Annotated in this window: 15 protein-coding genes; 1 reads left to right on the top strand and 14 read right to left on the bottom strand. The window is 50.1% G+C overall.

What is annotated here, in order from left to right:
• Window positions 1-44 precede the first annotated feature (44 nt).
• The 14 genes from ACLTOQ_RS14325 to ACLTOQ_RS14390 form a co-directional block, all read right to left on the bottom strand.
• The gene (locus ACLTOQ_RS14325) at window positions 45-1,670 is read right to left on the bottom strand and encodes a phospholipase D-like domain-containing protein (RefSeq protein WP_337561073.1); all 1,626 of its coding nucleotides are present in this window, start codon (window positions 1,668-1,670) and stop codon (window positions 45-47) included.
• Between the two features lie 623 nt (window positions 1,671-2,293).
• On the bottom strand, window positions 2,294-3,157 hold the full coding sequence (gene fba, locus ACLTOQ_RS14330) for a class II fructose-1,6-bisphosphate aldolase (RefSeq protein WP_412319748.1): 864 nt from the start codon (window positions 3,155-3,157) through the stop codon (window positions 2,294-2,296).
• Window positions 3,158-3,286: 129 nt separating this feature from the next.
• Window positions 3,287-4,198: a diacylglycerol/lipid kinase family protein gene (locus ACLTOQ_RS14335; RefSeq protein WP_412319749.1), complete on the bottom strand. Its 912-nt coding sequence runs from the start codon at window positions 4,196-4,198 to the stop codon at window positions 3,287-3,289.
• 138 nt (window positions 4,199-4,336) lie between these two features.
• Window positions 4,337-4,597 carry an HPr family phosphocarrier protein gene (locus tag ACLTOQ_RS14340; protein WP_021914686.1) on the bottom strand — a complete coding sequence of 87 codons (261 nt, stop codon included), beginning with the start codon at window positions 4,595-4,597 and terminating at the stop codon, window positions 4,337-4,339.
• Window positions 4,598-4,613: 16 nt separating this feature from the next.
• Window positions 4,614-5,570 (bottom strand): DNA-binding protein WhiA, encoded by a 957-nt coding sequence (gene whiA, locus ACLTOQ_RS14345; RefSeq protein ID WP_412319750.1) that lies wholly within the window; start codon window positions 5,568-5,570, stop codon window positions 4,614-4,616.
• 11 nt (window positions 5,571-5,581) lie between these two features.
• Window positions 5,582-6,442 carry an RNase adapter RapZ gene (gene rapZ / locus ACLTOQ_RS14350; RefSeq protein WP_262585762.1) on the bottom strand — a complete coding sequence of 287 codons (861 nt, stop codon included), beginning with the start codon at window positions 6,440-6,442 and terminating at the stop codon, window positions 5,582-5,584.
• Window positions 6,439-7,344 (bottom strand): UDP-N-acetylmuramate dehydrogenase, encoded by a 906-nt coding sequence (murB, locus tag ACLTOQ_RS14355; protein ID WP_337425900.1) that lies wholly within the window; start codon window positions 7,342-7,344, stop codon window positions 6,439-6,441. Before murB ends, rapZ begins: the two co-directional genes overlap by 4 nt.
• A gap of 82 nt (window positions 7,345-7,426) precedes the next feature.
• Window positions 7,427-8,362, bottom strand: coding sequence for an ROK family glucokinase (locus tag ACLTOQ_RS14360; protein ID WP_262585760.1), 936 nt, complete (start codon window positions 8,360-8,362; stop codon window positions 7,427-7,429).
• 152 nt (window positions 8,363-8,514) lie between these two features.
• On the bottom strand, window positions 8,515-9,468 hold the full coding sequence (gene hprK / locus ACLTOQ_RS14365; protein ID WP_021914681.1) for an HPr(Ser) kinase/phosphatase: 954 nt from the start codon (window positions 9,466-9,468) through the stop codon (window positions 8,515-8,517).
• Between the two features lie 96 nt (window positions 9,469-9,564).
• The gene (gene uvrC / locus ACLTOQ_RS14370; RefSeq protein WP_021914680.1) at window positions 9,565-11,448 is read right to left on the bottom strand and encodes an excinuclease ABC subunit UvrC; all 1,884 of its coding nucleotides are present in this window, start codon (window positions 11,446-11,448) and stop codon (window positions 9,565-9,567) included.
• A gap of 122 nt (window positions 11,449-11,570) precedes the next feature.
• Window positions 11,571-13,877 carry an ATP-dependent zinc metalloprotease FtsH gene (ftsH, locus tag ACLTOQ_RS14375; protein ID WP_412279358.1) on the bottom strand — a complete coding sequence of 769 codons (2,307 nt, stop codon included), beginning with the start codon at window positions 13,875-13,877 and terminating at the stop codon, window positions 11,571-11,573.
• A 120-nt stretch (window positions 13,878-13,997) separates the two neighbouring features.
• Complete coding sequence (locus ACLTOQ_RS14380) at window positions 13,998-14,189, bottom strand: hypothetical protein (RefSeq protein WP_147342718.1); 192 nt, start codon at window positions 14,187-14,189, stop codon at window positions 13,998-14,000.
• Between the two features lie 14 nt (window positions 14,190-14,203).
• Window positions 14,204-15,391, bottom strand: coding sequence for a sodium/glutamate symporter (gene gltS, locus ACLTOQ_RS14385; protein ID WP_412287557.1), 1,188 nt, complete (start codon window positions 15,389-15,391; stop codon window positions 14,204-14,206).
• Window positions 15,381-16,331 carry a TAXI family TRAP transporter solute-binding subunit gene (locus ACLTOQ_RS14390; RefSeq protein ID WP_337561057.1) on the bottom strand — a complete coding sequence of 317 codons (951 nt, stop codon included), beginning with the start codon at window positions 16,329-16,331 and terminating at the stop codon, window positions 15,381-15,383. Before ACLTOQ_RS14390 ends, gltS begins: the two co-directional genes overlap by 11 nt.
• A gap of 342 nt (window positions 16,332-16,673) precedes the next feature.
• Here ACLTOQ_RS14390 and ACLTOQ_RS14395 point away from each other — a divergent pair, with 342 nt between their 5' ends.
• Window positions 16,674-18,155 (top strand): DUF1846 domain-containing protein, encoded by a 1,482-nt coding sequence (locus ACLTOQ_RS14395; protein ID WP_412280138.1) that lies wholly within the window; start codon window positions 16,674-16,676, stop codon window positions 18,153-18,155.
• Window positions 18,156-18,251 lie beyond the last annotated feature (96 nt).

Raw genomic sequence — 18,251 nt, forward strand, 5'->3', positions numbered from 1 at the left:
CGCGCCTCGGCGCGAGAATGTGCCAAGGCACATTCTTTTTATTATTACAGCAGCGGTGCAATCAGACGCAGCACGCACTGTCCAAACTTCATTGCCGCCGACTGCTTCTTCGCATACTGCTCTGTTACTTCCCTGCACACCGGGAAAATATCTTCAAAATCCTCTCGTACCTTCTGCACAGCCTCACACCGATGCAGAAAAACGCCATTTTCAAAATGGAAATACAGACTTCTATAATCCAGGTTGATCGTGCCGACCGTCGCTGTCACATCGTCGCTGACGCACTGCTTTGCGTGGAGAAAGCCCGGTGTATACTCAAAAATCCGCACACCCGCAGACGCCAGCTGTGCATAATAGGAGCGCGTTACCCGATAAACGAGCTTTTTGTCCGGGATGCCCGGCGTAACAATCCGCACATCCACACCGCGCTTCGCTGCCAGGCACAGCTCCCTGCTCATCTCATCGCTGATAATCAAATACGGCGTTGTGAAATAAACATATTCGGAAGCCGCCTTTACAACGCCCATGTACACATTTTCTCCCACCGGCTCGCCGTCCAGCGGGCTGTCTGCATACGGCTGAACGAAGCCGGAGGCACTGTCCGCCGCAATATTCGCATCCGACTGCGCAGCACCAACGTCCCTATCCGCCACGCTGCCCGCCAAACCCGCCTCATGCGGCTGCGCACCATCCTGCAGAAAATACGGTGTATAGTCTGTATCCGTACCTTTAATCGCATTCCACATTTCCAGAAACATCACAGTCAGGCTGCGCACTGCATCCCCTTCCAGCCGGACGCCGGTATCCTTCCAGTAACCATATGGATGCGTGATGTTAAAATATTCGTCCGCCAGATTATATCCGCCCGTAAAACCGATTTTCCCATCGATTACGGTAATCTTTCTATGATCGCGGTTGTTCATAAAAACGTTTAAAACCGGCATCAGACGGTTAAACACGCGACACTGAATGCCTTCCGCTTCCATTCGCTGAATGAAATCCGTATTGATAAATCCGATGCTTCCGATATCGTCATAAAAGAGACGAACCTCCACGCCTTCTTTTGCTTTCCGTGCAAGAATTTCTTTTAACTCCCCAAACGACTGCTTGTCCTCAATCGCATGGTATTCCATAAAAATAAAATGCTTTGCCTGGTTCAGCGCCTGCTTCTGAGCTTCAATCCCCTCCGACGCTTCTTTATAAAAAACGACATCCGTATTCTGATAAATCGGATATTTCGCATAGTTCCAGATATACTCCGCTTCATTCGCCGCCATCCGGTCCGTCTGCTGCAGCTTTATCCGAACCGCTTTGTCCTGTATCAGCAGCCCGTCCAGACTCTGATCAATCCGCTCAAACCGCTCCCGCACCAACTGCGTCGCTTCTTTGCGTCCAAACAACAGATACATGCCGAGGCCCAACACCGGAAACGCCAGAATCAGGATAATCCAAGGCATTTTAAACGCTGCATTTGTCCTGCGGCCATAAAGCAGGATCACGACAACCAGCGTAAGCACGCTGGTCGCAACCGAAATCCATGTCGAATATCGGTTTAATTTCATCGCCTGTACGCAAATCCATATAACCTGTAACAGTACCGACAGCGCAACGAACACAAGCCTTCCAATGCTGTTTTTTACCGCTGTCTTTTGTTCTGTACGCATCTTCATTTTGTCTACCCGTTCCTTTCCATTCCTTTTCTGTCAAACTGCCACGCTCCGAACGCTTTCCACCATCCGCTGCAAAAGCTTCTTCCGCTATCTTAACATGAGTGTACCGCCAGTTCAAGCCGCGATTTACACAGGTCCCCCCGCGTATTCCGAAGGGTTGCGGAATGCGACATGCATGAGTGCTTCATTGATATATGCTGAAATGCCAAAGCTCAAAAGCCGGTCAAGCTCGCACGACAAAGCTTTTAACCCTGGAACCTGTTGATATCTGTTCTGCTCCAACACTTATTTGTGAAAAATACCCCAGAAAAGGGAGGATGCCAGGCAACCCGATGTCGCCTGGCATTTATTATGAAAAAGCTATTTGAAAAGTTGTGTTACTGTCATTGATTGGCTTGCTGTATCTTATGGTTTTAGTATAGAAACGGAAAGTGACGAAACCGTGATGGGCAGAAAAACATTCCGTTAAAGAAATATGAATAAAAAATGAACGCCGCTTATGTGTCCTCGCGGAGCATTTTTATCGTATGGAAACGCAGTTTCCTATACGATAAAAAAGGACGGTCGGAAGATTCCGACCGTCCTGATTGATCTGTTTGAATGATCTGTTACTCGGCTGATGCTCAAGCCTTGTCTACAGAACCGAACAGTTCCATTTTTTCTTTTACAGTAGCCTTGATCGCTTCGAAGCCAGGAGCCAGCAGCTTACGAGGGTCATAACCCTTGCCCTGCTCGTCTTTGCCTTCTTCGATGTACTTTCTGGTAGCTGCAGCAAATGCAAGCTGGCACTCGGTGTTAACATTGATCTTAGCAACGCCAAGGGAGATTGCTTTCTTGATCATGTCAGCCGGGATACCTGTGCCGCCGTGAAGAACCAGAGGAAGCTCACCAGTCAGCTGCTGGATAGCATCCAGAGTTTCAAAGGACAGACCCTTCCAGTTTGCAGGATATTTGCCGTGGATATTGCCGATACCAGCTGCCAGGAAGTCTACGCCCAGATCAGCGATTCTCTTGCACTCGTTGGGATCTGCGCATTCGCCCATACCTATAACGCCATCTTCTTCGCCGCCGATTGCACCAACCTCAGCTTCGATGGAAACGCCCTTTTCATGAGCAGCCTTAACCAGCTCAGTGGTCTTTTCAACGTTCTCGTCGATCGGATAATGAGAGCCATCGAACATGATGGAAGAGAAGCCAGCTTCCAGACACTTGTAGCAGCCGTCGTATGAGCCGTGATCCAGATGCAGAGCAACGGGAACGGTGATGTTCAATTCTTCGAGCATACCGTTAACCATGCCTACAACGGTCTTGTAGCCGGTCATATACTTGCCTGCACCCTCGGATACACCAAGGATTACAGGGGAGTTCAGCTCCTGAGCAGTCTGCAGGATAGCCTTTGTCCATTCCAGGTTGTTGATGTTGAACTGACCAACTGCATAATGGCCAGCTTTTGCTTTGTTCAGCATTTCTGTAGCAGATACTAACATCTTATTTACCTCCATAGAAATAAAATTATTATCTAACCGATGCTATTATACCCTATCTTTTTCAAAAAAGAAATACGGCATACGCATTTTTTTCCTCTTTTTCCACTTTTTCCACTAAACCGCTACATTTCACTGCGCTTCATTTTCTTCTCCCGGCACCATGATATGCAGCGCCTGTTTCTGATTTTCGATGACGATTTCTGTGTGCCTGCCGCCGAATTCGCCGTCCAGCGTCCATGCGACCTCTTCCTCTGTCTCCACCTTCAGCCAGGAGGTTTTAAAGCAATACATCTGCACCGTGTCGATATCGCGCTGCGCCAGGGCAGCAAGCGTCTGATTGAGTTCGTCCAGGCTGCGCGGAACCTTTACGAGCGTCACCTCAAACATTCCATCGCTTAAATCCACATATTTTCCGGTAATTCCCTTAAAACCTCCCACCGAAACAGAATTCGTAATCATTCCATACAAAAAATCGTCCTCGATGACGGTGTCCTGCGTCGTAATTTTCATGTGGTAGGATTTGATATCCCGGAGCTTTTTCATGCCCTCCAGCAGATACGCCATGTGCCCCAGCACATTTTTGACATCCTGACTGGTTTCATAGGACACCTCTGTAAAAAGTCCGAAGGCCGCAATATAAACAAAGGTTTTTTCGTTAAAGGAACCGATATCGCAGGCAAACATTCTGCCGCTGACTGCGATTTTAGCAGCCTCGGCCATGTTTTTCGGAATATTCAGGCTCTGCGCAAAATCGTTTGTGCTGCCTGCCGGAATATACCCGATCGGGCGGCGTCGAACACTCTTCATAATGCCGGTCACCACCTCATCCAACGTGCCGTCTCCGCCGCTGCATACCACGAGGTCATATTTTGCCGTTCTGTCTGCCGCAAGCCCTACGGCTTCCCCTGCATACTGGGTCGGTCTCGCTGTCACGATATAGCCTGCCTTAACGAACGTATCAATGATATCCAGCAGATTATTCCGGATCTGTCCTTTTCCCGCCCTGGGATTATAAATAAAAAGAAGCTTTTTGTCGTCCATCCTTTCCCTCCTTTCTGCTTTTTTATCCTTGTTTCGCCCCTGCGCTCCCGTAAAGTGTACTTGCTTCTATAACAACAAGCTTACTCTGGAAAATAGAAAAAGGGCAGCCACTTTCTGGTGGACACCCTTTCGTTTTCTTTATTCTGCCGCGCTGCTTAAATAATTTTCCATTCCGAAAATCGCGTCGTCTTCATCCGTTCCGTCTGCAATCACGGTTACCTTTTCGCCGGGTGCAAGCGCAAGGCTCATCATTCCCATGATGCTCTTCGCGTTCACTTTTCTGCCTTCAGACTCCAGATAAATATTGCTGGCATGCTTGCTTGCAACCTGCACCAGCATTGCTGCCGGGCGAGCCTCAAGCCCCTGCTTCAGCTTTACTTCCACAGTTTTCTGTTTCATAATAAAACTCCTCCTTTTAAGACCTCATGGCATCCGCCAGTTCACATAATTTCCGCAAACGATGATTTACGCCCGATTTTCCAACTGGAGGATCCAGATACATCCCCAGCTCCTTAAGCGGTGCTTCGGGATACTCCAGACGTACTTCAGCCATCTGACGCAAGCTCACCGGCAATTTTTCAAATCCATATTTTTGCTGCAAAAAAAGAATGTCGTCAACCTGCCTCGCCGCCGCTGTCACCGTCTTGGTAATATTGGCAGTTTCGCAATTGACGCGCCTGTTTACCGTATTGCGGACTTCCCGGACGATCCTGGAATTTTCAAATTCCATCAGCGCCACATGCGCCTCAACCACATTCAGAAAATCCGAAATTCCGGCTCCTTCTTTTATGTAAACCACATAATACTTTTTTCGCTGTACAATCCGCCCTTCGATCTCGAACTCGGTCAAAATCTCCAGAATCTGCTGTGCCTGCAGCGGTCTGCTGCATACAATTTCCAGATGATATCCTTTCCCGGGATTGCTCATCGAACCGGCTGCCAGAAACGTGCCTCGTAAAAACGCTCTCTGGCAACAGGAATTTCGGATTAAAAGCCTGCTCACCGGACATCGTAAACCATCCTGTAGGCTCTCCTCACCGGACGTCGGGCTGCCTGTCTGATCCAAAAATTTGATTCCCTGTAGAATCCTGCGGATCAGTTCCGGGTCATCTATCCGACAGAAATATCCGGTTTGCTGATTTTCCTGTTGTACACGGGTTTCCGTACTTATATTAAATGTTTTCTGTAATAATGTAAAGCATTTTCTCACAACGAGCGCATTTTCCGCATGAATCTGCAGAAAAGTCCCCGTCGCACCGACGCCGATGCTGCCGTTAAAATGAAGAAGTGCTGCCAGCTCCGCCAGCTGGCAGTGCCTTGCCGGACTGATGTGCCGATACAGCTCTTCTTTTACTCCCGATGAAAATGACATATGAAATATCCTTAAATATCCCTGTGGCTCAAAGATACTCCATACTTGGCTTCCCTGTTGCGAAGCTTTCTATAAAGCTCATTGGCCAGCGTTACGCTCCTATGTTTGCCGCCGGTGCAGCCGATCGCCACCACCAGCTGGTATTTGCCTTCTTTAATATAATTTGGAATCAAAAATCGCAGCAGATCTGTCAGCTTGTCCAGAAAAATCCCCGCCTCCGGGAAGCTCATGACATAATCCTGAACGCCCCTGTCGTTGCCGGTCAGATATTTCAATTCATCTATATAAAAAGGGTTCGGCAGGAAACGGACATCAAATACCAGATCCGCATCTGCCGGGATTCCATGCTTGAAGCCAAAAGAAAGAATATTGATCATCAGACTGCTGTACTCTTCATTTTTTACAAAAATCCGATCCAGCTCCTCTTTCAGCTCCCGGGTCAGCAGCTTGGACGTGTCAATCACATAGTCTGCATCCTTCTTAACCTGCTGCAGGATTTCCCTTTCTTTTTCAATTCCGTCTTCGATTCTCGGATTTTCTGCTGAACACAGCGGATGCATCCGTCGGCTCTCTTTATAACGTTTCACAAGTACTGCATCAGAAGCGTCCATAAAAAGAACTTCGAACACCATACCGTTTTGTCTTAAACAGGAAAGTGTTTTTTCTACCCTGGCAAAGGACTGATCCGTGCGGACGTCCACGCCGATAGCAACTTTTGTTATTTCCGTATTCGGTGTGGACAAAAGCTCAACGAACTTGTCGATCAGCTGGATCGGCAGATTGTCCACACAATAGTATCCCATATCCTCCAGCAGTCGCATCGCGGTGCTTTTGCCGCCGCCGCTCATGCCGGTTACCATTACAAATCTCATTTTTCAAAATCTCCCAGGAAAATCACTTCCGGCTCCAGCGTTACGCCGAATTTTTCCTGCACTGTTTCTGTGACTTTCTGAATTAGTCCCGCCACGTCCGCAGACGTCGCATTTTTTCGGTTGATGACAAAACCGCAGTGCTTTTCGGAAACCTGTGCGCCGCCGACACTCGCTCCGGCAAGTCCGGCATCCATAATCAGCTTGCCTGCAAAATATCCCTCCGGACGTTTAAACGTACTGCCCGCACTCGGATATTCCAGCGGCTGTTTTTCCCGACGCTTTGCAGAAAGCTCCTGCATCGTAGCAGAAATTTCGCTTCGGTCGCCTTTTTGCAGCTTTAAAACAGTGCTGAGCACCACACAGGGCTTTGTTTTTACAATGCTCGTGCGATAGCCGAACGCCATTTCTTCCCTGTTGTATACACGACATCTGCCATCCGGTTCCATCACCTCTACCGACTCTGTCACACCCGCAATCTCACCGTTGTAAGCGCCCGCGTTCATCCGGACTGCTCCGCCAATCGTTCCGGGGATTCCCGATGCAAATTCCAATCCGGTCAGCCCTGCTTCCATCGCGCTTCTCGATACAGCGGAAAGCATCGCGCCTGCGCCGCATCGGATCGTAGCTTCGTCGATTTCAGTCTTTAAAAATTCCCCCGCCAGATGCAGGATCGCGCCGCGGTAGCCCCGGTCACCCACCAAAAGGTTACTTCCGTTTCCGAGCAAAAACCACGGCAGCGCCTCTTCCTGCAGCCAGGCAAGCACCTGCGCCAGCTCTTTCCTCGTCTCAATCACAAGAAAATAGCGCGCAGGACCGCCTGTCCGGAATGTCGTATGCCTGTCCATCTGTTCTTCTGTTAAAATCCGCTCTTTCGGCAGAATTTCATTTAATCTGTCACTCAAATGTCCTGACCAGCCCTTCTGCTCCGGCTTTGCGCCGGATACGTTGTTATTTTATGCGGATCTTTTGCAGATGATACCGGTATTACTCCAATACCAGTCTGGCAGCGCCGTAAATACCAGCGTCATTGCCCAGAGTTGCCAGGGTAAACAGTGCGCCGCGGCAGCCCTTGAACGCATATTTCTGGTAATATTTCTGAATGTAATCCAGCAGCACATTGCCGGCTTTGGAAACACCGCCGCCGATTACGAAGATCTCCGGGTTGGAAACATTGGCAACCAGCGCCATCGCCTTGCCCAGATACCAGCCAAAGTCCTCTGCAACCTCGGTTGCTACCGTATCTCCTGCTTTAACCGCATCCCATACGTCCTTTGCACTCAGGTCGTCCTTGCGCATTATGCTCGGACGGTCATCCTTTGCCAGCTTACGCTTTGCCATACGGACAATACCCGTTGCGGAAACATATTCCTCCAGGCATCCGCAGTTGCCGCAATTACAAGGCTCTGTCTCATCATCATTGACATGCATATGTCCGATCTCGCCTGCGGCTCCGGTTGCACCGGCAACCATCTTACCGTTGATGATAATACCGCCGCCAACACCAGTTCCCAGGGTTACTACAACGACATCCTCATACCCCTTTGCGCCGCCCTGCCAGGCCTCGCCCAGTGCTGCTACATTGGCGTCATTACCAGCTTCTACCGGCATATTTAAAAGTGTCTGCAGCTCTTTTTTCAGGCTCATGGTTCCCCAGCCAAGATTGACTGCACCATAAAGTGTGCCCTCAGAGTCAACCGGTCCCGGTGCACCGATGCCGACGCCGACTACCTCTGTACGGTCCATTTTACGCTCATCCATTTTTTTGAGGATGCTCTTTGCACAGTCCGGCAGAATCGCTTTGCCGTCATCCTCTGTCACCGTAGGGATTTCCCACTTTTCCATCAGATCGCCGCTGGTGTTAAAAAGACCAAGCTTTACTGTCGTTCCTCCTACATCTACACCAAAACAATACTTACCCATTTTATTTTCCTCCCGCTTCTCGCGTATTTTCAAAAAGCTTTTCAGCTGTCTGATCTATGATGATGCCTTACTCTTTTGTACGATCCGCCAGCCGCATCGCTGTACGGAGCACTATTGCTTTCATTCCGAACATTTCGATATGCCTGACCGTTTTAGTCCTCATCCTCATCCTCGTCCTCATCCCGCTTGCGCGCAAGGGAATTCTGGACTCTTGTATACAGCTCCTGTGCTGCATTGTATCCCATCTTTTTCTGTCTGTGGTTAACAGCTGCCGTTTCGCAAATAATTGCCAGATTTCTGCCGGGACGGATCGGAATGTTGTGGCAGACAACCTTGTTGCCCAGATATTCCGTATATTCCTCTTCCAGTCCGAGACGGTCGTATTCTCTGTCCTTGTCCCACTCTTCCAGACGGATTACGAGGTCGATATTCTGTGTCTCGCGGACACTCGAAGCACCGAACAGCGCCTTGACGTCCACAATACCAATACCGCGCAGCTCGATAAAGTGCTTTGTGATATCCGGTGCAGTTCCGACCAGTGTTTCCTCACTGACCTTGCGAATTTCTACAACATCGTCCGTTACCAGACGGTGTCCTCTCTTAATCAGCTCAAGCGCCGCCTCGGATTTACCGATTCCGCTCTCGCCTGTAATCAGGACGCCTTCGCCATATACGTCAACCAGTACGCCGTGCACAGAAATGCAGGGTGCCAGCTTGACATTCAGCCAACGGATCAGCTCTGCCGTAAACGAACTTGTCGCACGCTTGGTCATCAGAAGCGGAACGCCTTTTTCAATGGCAATTTGCCGAAACAGCTCATCCGGATGCAGTTCACGACAGAAAATAATGCCGGGAATCGGGTAATCCAAAAGCTTCTCCAGCATCTCCTTCTCTTCTTTTTCCGACATTCTCTTAACATAAGAGTATTCTACGAATCCAATCACCTGCAGACGGGTCGCCTCAAAGTGTTCAAAATAGCCCGCCATAGGAAGTGCCGGTCGGTTGATATCCGGCAACGTAACCTTAATCCCCTTCAGATTGATTTCAGGAGTCAGATTTTCCAGCTTCATTTTTTCCGCAATCTTCAATAAACTGATGCTTGCCATAATCCATCCTCTCTTTTCCAGGACATGCAGACAGTAGTTCCTGACATCAGGAACTCTGTTTTTATGCCATACTTTGTTTTATTTTATCACAGATCATTATTCCCGGCAATCTTCCTCTTGGTGGTTATGAAAAAATTCATAGATTTCTTCCGCCACGGACATTGGCAAATCTGCCTGCATCGCAATCTGCTCTGCCGTCGCGTCCCGGATCTCATAAATCGATGGAAAGCTTTTCATCAGCGCCTTTCTCCGCGCAGGACCCACGCCCGGGATTTCATCCAGCACGCTCTTGACCTGATCCTTGCTGCGCAGTGACCTGTGGTATTCGATTGCAAACCGGTGCGCCTCGTCCTGCACTCTTGTAATCAGCTTGAAGGCTTCAGAATTGCGGTCGATCGGCAGCTCCACATTGTGAAAATAAAGTCCTCTCGTCCGATGGTTGTCATCCTTTACCATGCCGCAGACCGGAATGTTTAAATGCAGCTCGTCCAGCACCTGCTGCGCGATGTTGACCTGCCCGCGTCCGCCGTCCATCAGCAAAAGGTCCGGAAACCGTGCAAAGCTTCCGAACTCCCCGGACAGATTTTTTTCTTCCAGCTCTTTCGTCTCTTTTAAGCCGTGTTCAAAGCGTCTCGTCAGAACCTCGCGCATGCAGGCATAGTCGTCCGGTCCTGCTACCGTTTTGATTTTGAATTTTCGGTAATCGCTGCGCTTGGGCTTGCCCTTTTCATAAACGACCATCGAGCCGACATTTTCAAAGCCGCTGATGTTGGAAATATCGAACGCCTCCATCCGGTCGAGCATCGGTAAATCCAGCAGCTGTGCGATCTGCCGCACCGCACCGACCGTACGCGCCTCGTCGCGCGCAATTCGCTCCCGGTCTTTTTCCAGGACGAGCTTTGCATTTTTTTCCGCAAGCTCCACCAGCTTTTCCTTCTGTCCCTTCCGCGGCACGCGGATATATACCCTCGCGCCCCTGCGTGCGGTCAGCCATTCTTCTAATACCGGTATGTCATCTATTTCTTTCTGTAAAATCAACTCCCGCGGTACGAACGGTGTTCCGGCGTAAAACTGTTTCACAAAATCCAGCAGAATCTGCGCCTTATCCGAATCCTCCACATGCGTCATATAAAAATGCTCGCGCCCGATCAGCTTGCCGCTACGCACGAAAAACACCTGTACCACTGCGTCGCTTCCGTCCTTGTCCAGCGCGATGATGTCCTTGTCCTCCCCGTCGCTGTCCGTGATTTTCTGCTTCTGGGACACCTGCTTTACGCTGTTGAACAGATCGCGGTACCGGGCGGCTTCCTCGAATTCCAGGGCCTCCGCCGCTTCTTCCATTTTTTTCTGCAGATCGTTTAAAATCATATTATAATTGCCGTTTAAAAACTCCAGCGCCTTGTCCACATGTGCCCGGTACTCCTCGCGGCTCACATAATCCTGACACGGAGCCATACACTGCCCGATGTGATAATTTAAGCACGGGCGCTCCAACCCACAGTCCCGCGGCAGTACCCGGTTACAGGTACGCAGTTTGAACAGCTTATTTAACAGCTCGATCGTATCCTTGACCGCCGCCGCAGAGGTAAACGGCCCGAAATACTTCGATTTGTCCTTTTTCATCAGTCTGGAAAACTGCACGCGCGGATATGCCTCCCCGACTGTGACCTTAATATAGGGATAGGTTTTATCATCCTTGAGCAGTGTGTTGTATTTCGGATTGTGTTCCTTGATCAGATTGTTTTCCAGAACCAGGGCTTCCAGCTCCGAATCCGTTACAATATATTCAAACCGGGCTATCTGCGTTACCATCTTTTCAATCTGTGGTCCGCGGTTAATTTTCTCACGGAAATACGACTGTACTCTGCTGCGCAGGCGAATCGCCTTGCCGACATAAATGATATTGTCCTGTGCGTCGTGCATCAGGTACACGCCGGGCTTCTGCGGCAGTTTTTTCAGCTCTTCTTCTATTACAAACATGTCGCGTTCTCCCCTTCTAATACAGCAGGGACTATGTTTCCATAGTCCCTGACAAACGTTCTTTCACTCCGGTTCTGCCGCCATGCTTAACACTTCGTGTATAGCATTTACGATAAGCTTTCCTATTTCTTCTCGTCGTCCGGAAGGGAGGCTCCTGAAAAACGTCCTACCGGTCCTTTATTCTCCGGCTTCGGCGTCGGAGGAATCCAGGGCTTATCCTGTTCCTGGCTCTGTTCGGTGTCAGATGGATCCGCCGGCTGCTGTGTATCTTCCGGCTGCTGTGCATCTCCCGAGAAGAAGCTGTCTTCTCTTTCCTGCTGCTGGCGTGCGAACTCTTCCCATGGCTTCGGCGTGGAAGACTGCGGCTGCGCTGCGGTGTCTGTGCCCGATGCAGGTGCTGTGCCATAGCTGTTTCCTGCGTCGGACTGGCTCGGGTTCTCTGCGTCTGCAGTCTGCTCTGCCGCCTTCATCTGCGCGCCGGCAGTCTGCTCCGGTTCTTCCTGCGGTAGTCCCTTGGCCTGTCTGTAGATCCGCATAAATTCCTTGCCGGTGATCGTCTCTTTTTCAATCAGATGCGCCGCCAGCTGATCCATCACCTCACGGTTTGCGGACAGCAGCTCCAGTGCTTCCTGATAACATTCTTTCAGGATACGCATGACTTCCTGATCGATCTCAGCCGCCGTCGCATCGGAGCAGTTTAAAACCGTCCTGCCGTCCAGATACTGGCTTTCTACGGATTCCAGCCCAATCAAACCGAACTTTTTGCTCATACCGAAACGGGTTACCATAGAGCGTGCCAGACCGGTCGCCTGCTCGATATCGTTCGAAGCGCCTGTCGTTACCGTATCAAATACAATTTCTTCCGCCGCGCGGCCGCCCAGATAGCCGACCAGCATATCATGGATTTCCGCCTCTGTGTTTAAATACTTTTCTTCTTCCGGCACATGCATGACATAGCCGAGGGCGCCCATCGTGCGGGGCACGATCGTAATCTTCTGCACGGGCTCGGAATTTTTCTGCAATGCCGCAATCAGCGCATGACCTACTTCATGATAGGATACGATCTTACGCTCCTGCGCGCTCATGATCCGGTCTTTTTTCTCCTTGCCGACCAGTACCTGCTCGACCGCTTCAAACAGATCCTTCTGGCAGACATATTCCCTGCCCTCTTTGACTGCATTGATCGCAGCCTCGTTGATCATATTGGCAAGGTCAGAGCCGACCGCGCCGCTCGTCGCGAGCGCAATTGCATCGAAATCAACCGTTTCGTCCATCTTAACGTCTTTGGCGTGCACCTTGAGAATCTCTACGCGTCCCTTTAAGTCGGGCTTATCTACGATAATCCGGCGGTCAAATCGTCCCGGACGCAGCAGTGCCTTGTCCAGAATCTCCGGACGGTTGGTCGCCCCCAGAACCAGAATTCCCTTCGAAGTATCAAAACCATCCATCTCAGAAAGCAGCTGGTTCAGCGTCTGCTCACGCTCTTCATTTCCGCCGCCGTATTTGGAATCTCTGCTTCTGCCGATTGCATCAATCTCATCGATAAAGATGATACAGGGCGCATTTTTCGTCGCTTCTTTAAACAGGTCGCGCACGCGCGATGCACCGACACCGACGTACAGCTCGATAAAATCGGAACCGGTCAGCGAAAAGAACGGAACCTTCGCCTCTCCGGCTACTGCCTTTGCCAGAAGCGTCTTACCGGTACCGGGAGGGCCGACTAACAGCGCACCCTTGGGCAGCTTTGCGCCGATCTTCACATAGCGCTGCGGATTGTGCAGGAAATCGACAACCTCCTGCAGCGACTCCTTTGCTTCGTCCTCGCCTGCTACATCCTTAAACGTGATTCCGGTTTCTTTCTGTACATAAACCTTTGCGTTGCTCTTGCCGACGCCCATCGGGCCGCCTCCGCCCATCCGCCGAAATAGCAGACTTAAAAGCAGCCACATAACGACAATCGGAAGCACATAGGTCAGGATCATCGTCAAAATCAGTCCGGAGCTGTCCGGAACATCCTTGCCGTAGCTTGCAACCTTATATTCTTTTAAGTACGCCGTCAATGCATCATCCGACTGTGCCTTACCGGTATAATAGGTTACCTCCGGCATCGCAGAAAACAGTGTCTTCTGGTTTGTCTGCTGCAGTTTGAGATAAATCGTATCGTCATCCCAGGTAACCTCTGCCGCCTTGCCGTCTTCTACCAGCTCCTGAAATTTTCCATAGGTGATTTCCTGATTGGTTGCATTATTGATCATCCGCATAAACAGGCTCATGGAAATCAACGTCACAATCGCCGCAATCGCCAACAGGATCAGGCTCGTCCGCCTCGGATTGTTCTGTTCCGATCCTCCGGAACCGTTCGGTCCCTGGGATCCGTTGCCGGAACCATTTCCATTTCCGCCGTTAAACGGGTTCATATTATTATCCATTCGATTTAACCTTTCTTTTCGTCCGCTTCATGCATGGAAGCCACGATAGTACCATAATTATAGACATTTCGATAGGATAAATCAATACGCAAAGTCCAAAATAGAATTCTGCTCTACGGCTCAAACGCGCTTTTTACCGATATGGATTTCCGGAACCGCCACATTTTCATAAACGATATCCTGATCCTCTCCGCACACCTCTGCAGGGTCTGCGTCATCATCTCCTTTTAAGTGAATCTCCGGAACTGCCAAATTTTCATTTTCCACTTTGTATTTTGCCGCTTTTTCTTTTCTTTTTTCCCAAAACATCATTTCTCCCCCTTGCTTTACAGGAAATTGATAAACAGCGTAATGACAAGGCTGTTGATAAAATCCGCAAACAGGCTGCCCACAATCGGGATCAGCAGATATGCCTTTACAGACGGCACATATTTTTCACACACTGCCTGCATATTTGCCATCGCATTCGGTGTAGCCCCCATACCGAAACCGCAGGTACCGGAACAAATAACCGCCGCATCATAGTCTTTTCCCATGACGCGGAACACTACAAAATAAGTGTACAGAAACATCAAAAGCACCTGTCCTGTCAGCAACAGGAGCATCGGCACAGCCAGCTCCGCCAGCTGCCACAGCTTCAGCGTAATCATCGCCAAACCAAGGAACATGGAAAGGCTGATACCACCAATGCCATTGATTTCCCCCATATAGATAGGAAATTTCCCAGTATATTCACTCAGGTTCCGCATCACGGCGGCTACGATCATCGCACCAATATAAATTGGAAACGTCATTCCTGTCATCGATAAAACCTGAGACAACACCGTTCCGATTCCCATCGCCAGAACCAGCTGAAAGAATGCAGCCGGATACTGTTTTACATGGCGTTCATGTTTTTTATCTTCTTCCAGCAGAAGGCTGTCATCCTCAGGAATCGCCGTTTTCAAAAGATCGCGCTTTTCAACCAGCCGTTCGCCGAGCGGTCCGCCCATCACGCTGCCTGCCACCAGACCAAACGTCGCTGCCGCCGTACAAACCGTCGTTGCCCCTGAAATCCCGAAGTCCTCCAGCACGGGACCAAACGCACCCGCCGTACCGTGTCCGCCCGTCATCGGAATCGAGCCGGTACACATGCCGACCAACGGATCGAGGTGCAAAAACTTCGCCAGGCCTACCGCAGTTCCGTTCTGCAGCACGATCAGACCGATTACCAGTCCCAGAAAGATAATCATGGATTTCCCGCCGCTTTTCAGAACCTTCAGATTTGCCTGAAAGCCTACCGAGGTAAAGAAAAACACCATGAATACTTCTTTTAAAATATCGTCAAATACAAACTCCGCAATTCCCGTCACATAGCAAATACATGTTGCCACTGCAAAAATAACGCCGCCGATTACCGGCGCAGGAATACAAAACCGCTCCAGCAGCCAGCACTTTTTTCTTAAATATCTTCCAAGCATCAGAGCGAGCACTGCAACTGCCATTGTCTGATACATATCCAGTTCAATTCTCACTCTTTTCTCCTCTGCTCTCATAATACCGCTCTGCACCTTTGTGGAACGGAACCGAAATTCCGGCTACAGCAGCGTCTGCGTCCGTAATCAGCTCCACCGGCAGCGCAAAATCCAGCTCCTGCTGTTCCTCAAATAAAAGCGCCGTCAGTTCCTCCACCACCTCTGCAGAAACGCTATCGCTCGCCAACAAGACCGCTTTTACGCCAACCGTCGAAACATCCTCTTCCTGTCCCGGATAGGTTCCAGCTGCAATAATACAGCTGTCATAAACCGGATAGCTCTTTTTCAGACGTGCCGCAGCAGCGCTGTCAACATTCAGGAACCGGATTCCTGTCCGCTGCGCCAGATTCGTAATTGCAGCCGTCTGCACTCCTGCCGTACAGAAAAATGCGTCGATCGTGCCATTTTCCAGCTCCTTCGCAGCCTCTGTGTAATTCAGGGAAACTTCCTCCACCAGCTTTTCGTTCAGACCGTATGCCGCCAGAATCTGCAGCGCGTTCTGCTTCGTCCCGGACTCTTCCTCACCGATGCTGACCCTGTGTCCTTCCAGCTCTTCCACCGTCGAAATTTCAGAGTCTGCGCGCACCACAATCTGACACGCTTCTTCATAAACGCCCGCTACAGCCCCGAATCCACGGATCGGCTCTGTTCCCTGAAACTGCCCGGTTCCGTTCCAGGCATCCTCCAGCAAATCCGCCTGACACAGCGCGAGCTGAATATAATTCTGGGATAAAAGCCGGAGGTTTGCAGCCGATCCGGCGGTCGTACGCACCTCAATCTCCCTGTTGTTCGTCTCGGATTCCAGCTTTGCAAACGCATCAGAAAATGCCTGATACGTTCCTCCAAGTCCCGCAGCACCCATTTTCAGCCGACCGCTGTCCCTGCCGCAGCTAGACAGCAGCAGAAGCGCCGCCAGAAAAATTCCAATTCTTTTTTTCATTCTGTCTCCATTCCTATGCCATCATTTCCACCAAACAATAGAATGCACGCTCTGCAAGCATTCTATTGTCATGAACAATAGAATACACGCTCTGCAAGCATTCTATTGTCATGAACAATAGAATACACGCTCTGCGAGCATTCTATTGTCATGAATCATAGCGGAAAGAGCCTGTAAAATCAAGCGTCAGTTCCTTTCTGCGAAATATCTGCAGATTTTTTCTCAGGAAACGGTAGATTTTTTCTTTCAATGCGTTATATAATTGTGGAAGAGTTTGTCGTGACGAATCCGTCACGATTTTTCAAGTAACTGCTACACTAAAGTTTACACAGGGAGTTTCTTATGAATATCGGTTTTGACAATCAAAAGTATCTGCAAATGCAGTCTGCCCATATCCGCGAACGAATTTCCATGTTCGGGGATAAATTGTATCTGGAATTTGGCGGCAAGCTGTTCGACGACTATCATGCGGCCAGAGTACTGCCCGGATTCGAGCCGGACAGTAAATTGAAAATGCTGCTCCAGTTAAAGGATCAGGCAGAAATCGTCATCGCGATCTCCGCCAGTGCGCTGGAAACCAACAAAACACGCCGTGATCTCGGTCTGACTTATGACCTCGAGGTGCTGCGTCTTACAGAATCATTCCGCAATATCGGTCTTTACGTCGGAAGCGTTGTCATCACACAGTATGCCGGTCAGCCCGCTGCGGACCTGTTCCGCAAAAAGCTCGAAACCCTCGGCATCCGCTGCTATATCCACTATATTATTGAGGGTTATCCGACCAACGTGGAAAAAATCGTCAGCGAAGAAGGCTACGGCAAAAACGATTATATCGAAACCAGCCGTCCGCTCGTTGTCGTAACCGCACCCGGACCCGGCAGCGGCAAAATGGCTACCTGCCTTTCCCAGCTGTATCATGAGCATCTGCGCGGCGTCAACGCCGGCTACGCCAAGTTCGAGACATTCCCGATCTGGAACCTGCCGTTAAAGCACCCGGTCAACCTCGCCTATGAGGCTGCTACCGCTGATTTAAACGACGTCAACATGATCGACCCGTTCCATCTGGAAGCTTACGGCGTTACCACCGTCAACTACAACCGCGACGTTGAGATTTTCCCTGTTCTGAGCGCTATTTTTGAAGAAATCATGGGCGAATGTCCTTACAAGTCTCCTACGGACATGGGCGTCAACATGGCTGGCAACTGTATCATCGACGATGAGGCCTGCAAGGAAGCCTCCAGACAGGAAATCATCCGCCGTTATTACAACTGCTTATGCGACTTAAAGCGCGGAAACTCCACGCCCGCCGTTTTGTACAAGCTCGAGCTTCTGATGAAGCAGGCTGGAATTACCGTTGCAGACCGCAAGGTAATCGCTGCTGCCATGAACCGCGAAGAGGCTACCGGCGCTCCCGCCGCTGCCATCGAGCTTCCTGACGGCACTCTGGTGACCGGCAAGACCTCCGACCTGCTCGGCGCATCCGCAGCCTGCCTGCTCAACGCCTTAAAGATTCTTGCAGGCATCGATCATGAGATCCATCTGGTATCTCCGGATGCGATCCACCCGATCCAGACCCTCAAGATCAACTATCTGGGCAGCCAGAACCCTCGTCTTCATACGGACGAAATTCTGATCGCACTTTCCATCAGTGCTGCAACCAGCCCGGACGCTGCCCGCGCCCTGAATGCGGTTCCGCTCTTAAAAGGATGCGAGGTTCATTCCTCCGTTCTGCTTTCCTCTGTAGATGAGGGCATCTTCAAAAAGCTCGGCATGCATCTGACCTGCGAACCGAAAAATGAAGAGAAAGATGTAAAAAAACAGTAAACAGGATTTCCGGCGGAGTACAAATTCAACATTATTTTGCTCCGCCATGTTTATTATGTAAAAAATGGCACCCACTCTATCGTGGATGCCATTTTT

Origin of the sequence: Gallintestinimicrobium sp., assembly GCF_046968865.1 — a bacterium.
Taxonomy (GTDB): Bacteria; Bacillota; Clostridia; order Lachnospirales; family Lachnospiraceae; genus Gallintestinimicrobium; species Gallintestinimicrobium propionicum.

Coding starts and splice junctions, on each gene's coding strand:
- ACLTOQ_RS14340 (WP_021914686.1), bottom strand. CDS start 4,597: ATGAAACAGAAAACTGTGGAAGTAAAGCTGAAGCAGGGGCTTGAGGCT.
- ACLTOQ_RS14325 (WP_337561073.1), bottom strand. CDS start 1,670: ATGAAGATGCGTACAGAACAAAAGACAGCGGTAAAAAACAGCATTGGA.
- ftsH (WP_412279358.1), bottom strand. CDS start 13,877: ATGGATAATAATATGAACCCGTTTAACGGCGGAAATGGAAATGGTTCC.
- ACLTOQ_RS14360 (WP_262585760.1), bottom strand. CDS start 8,362: ATGGGTAAGTATTGTTTTGGTGTAGATGTAGGAGGAACGACAGTAAAG.
- hprK (WP_021914681.1), bottom strand. CDS start 9,468: ATGGCAAGCATCAGTTTATTGAAGATTGCGGAAAAAATGAAGCTGGAA.
- uvrC (WP_021914680.1), bottom strand. CDS start 11,448: ATGTTTGTAATAGAAGAAGAGCTGAAAAAACTGCCGCAGAAGCCCGGC.
- ACLTOQ_RS14390 (WP_337561057.1), bottom strand. CDS start 16,331: ATGAAAAAAAGAATTGGAATTTTTCTGGCGGCGCTTCTGCTGCTGTCT.
- ACLTOQ_RS14395 (WP_412280138.1), top strand. CDS start 16,674: ATGAATATCGGTTTTGACAATCAAAAGTATCTGCAAATGCAGTCTGCC.
- ACLTOQ_RS14335 (WP_412319749.1), bottom strand. CDS start 4,198: ATGGACGACAAAAAGCTTCTTTTTATTTATAATCCCAGGGCGGGAAAA.
- rapZ (WP_262585762.1), bottom strand. CDS start 6,442: ATGAGATTTGTAATGGTAACCGGCATGAGCGGCGGCGGCAAAAGCACC.
- fba (WP_412319748.1), bottom strand. CDS start 3,157: ATGTTAGTATCTGCTACAGAAATGCTGAACAAAGCAAAAGCTGGCCAT.
- ACLTOQ_RS14380 (WP_147342718.1), bottom strand. CDS start 14,189: ATGATGTTTTGGGAAAAAAGAAAAGAAAAAGCGGCAAAATACAAAGTG.
- whiA (WP_412319750.1), bottom strand. CDS start 5,570: ATGTCATTTTCATCGGGAGTAAAAGAAGAGCTGTATCGGCACATCAGT.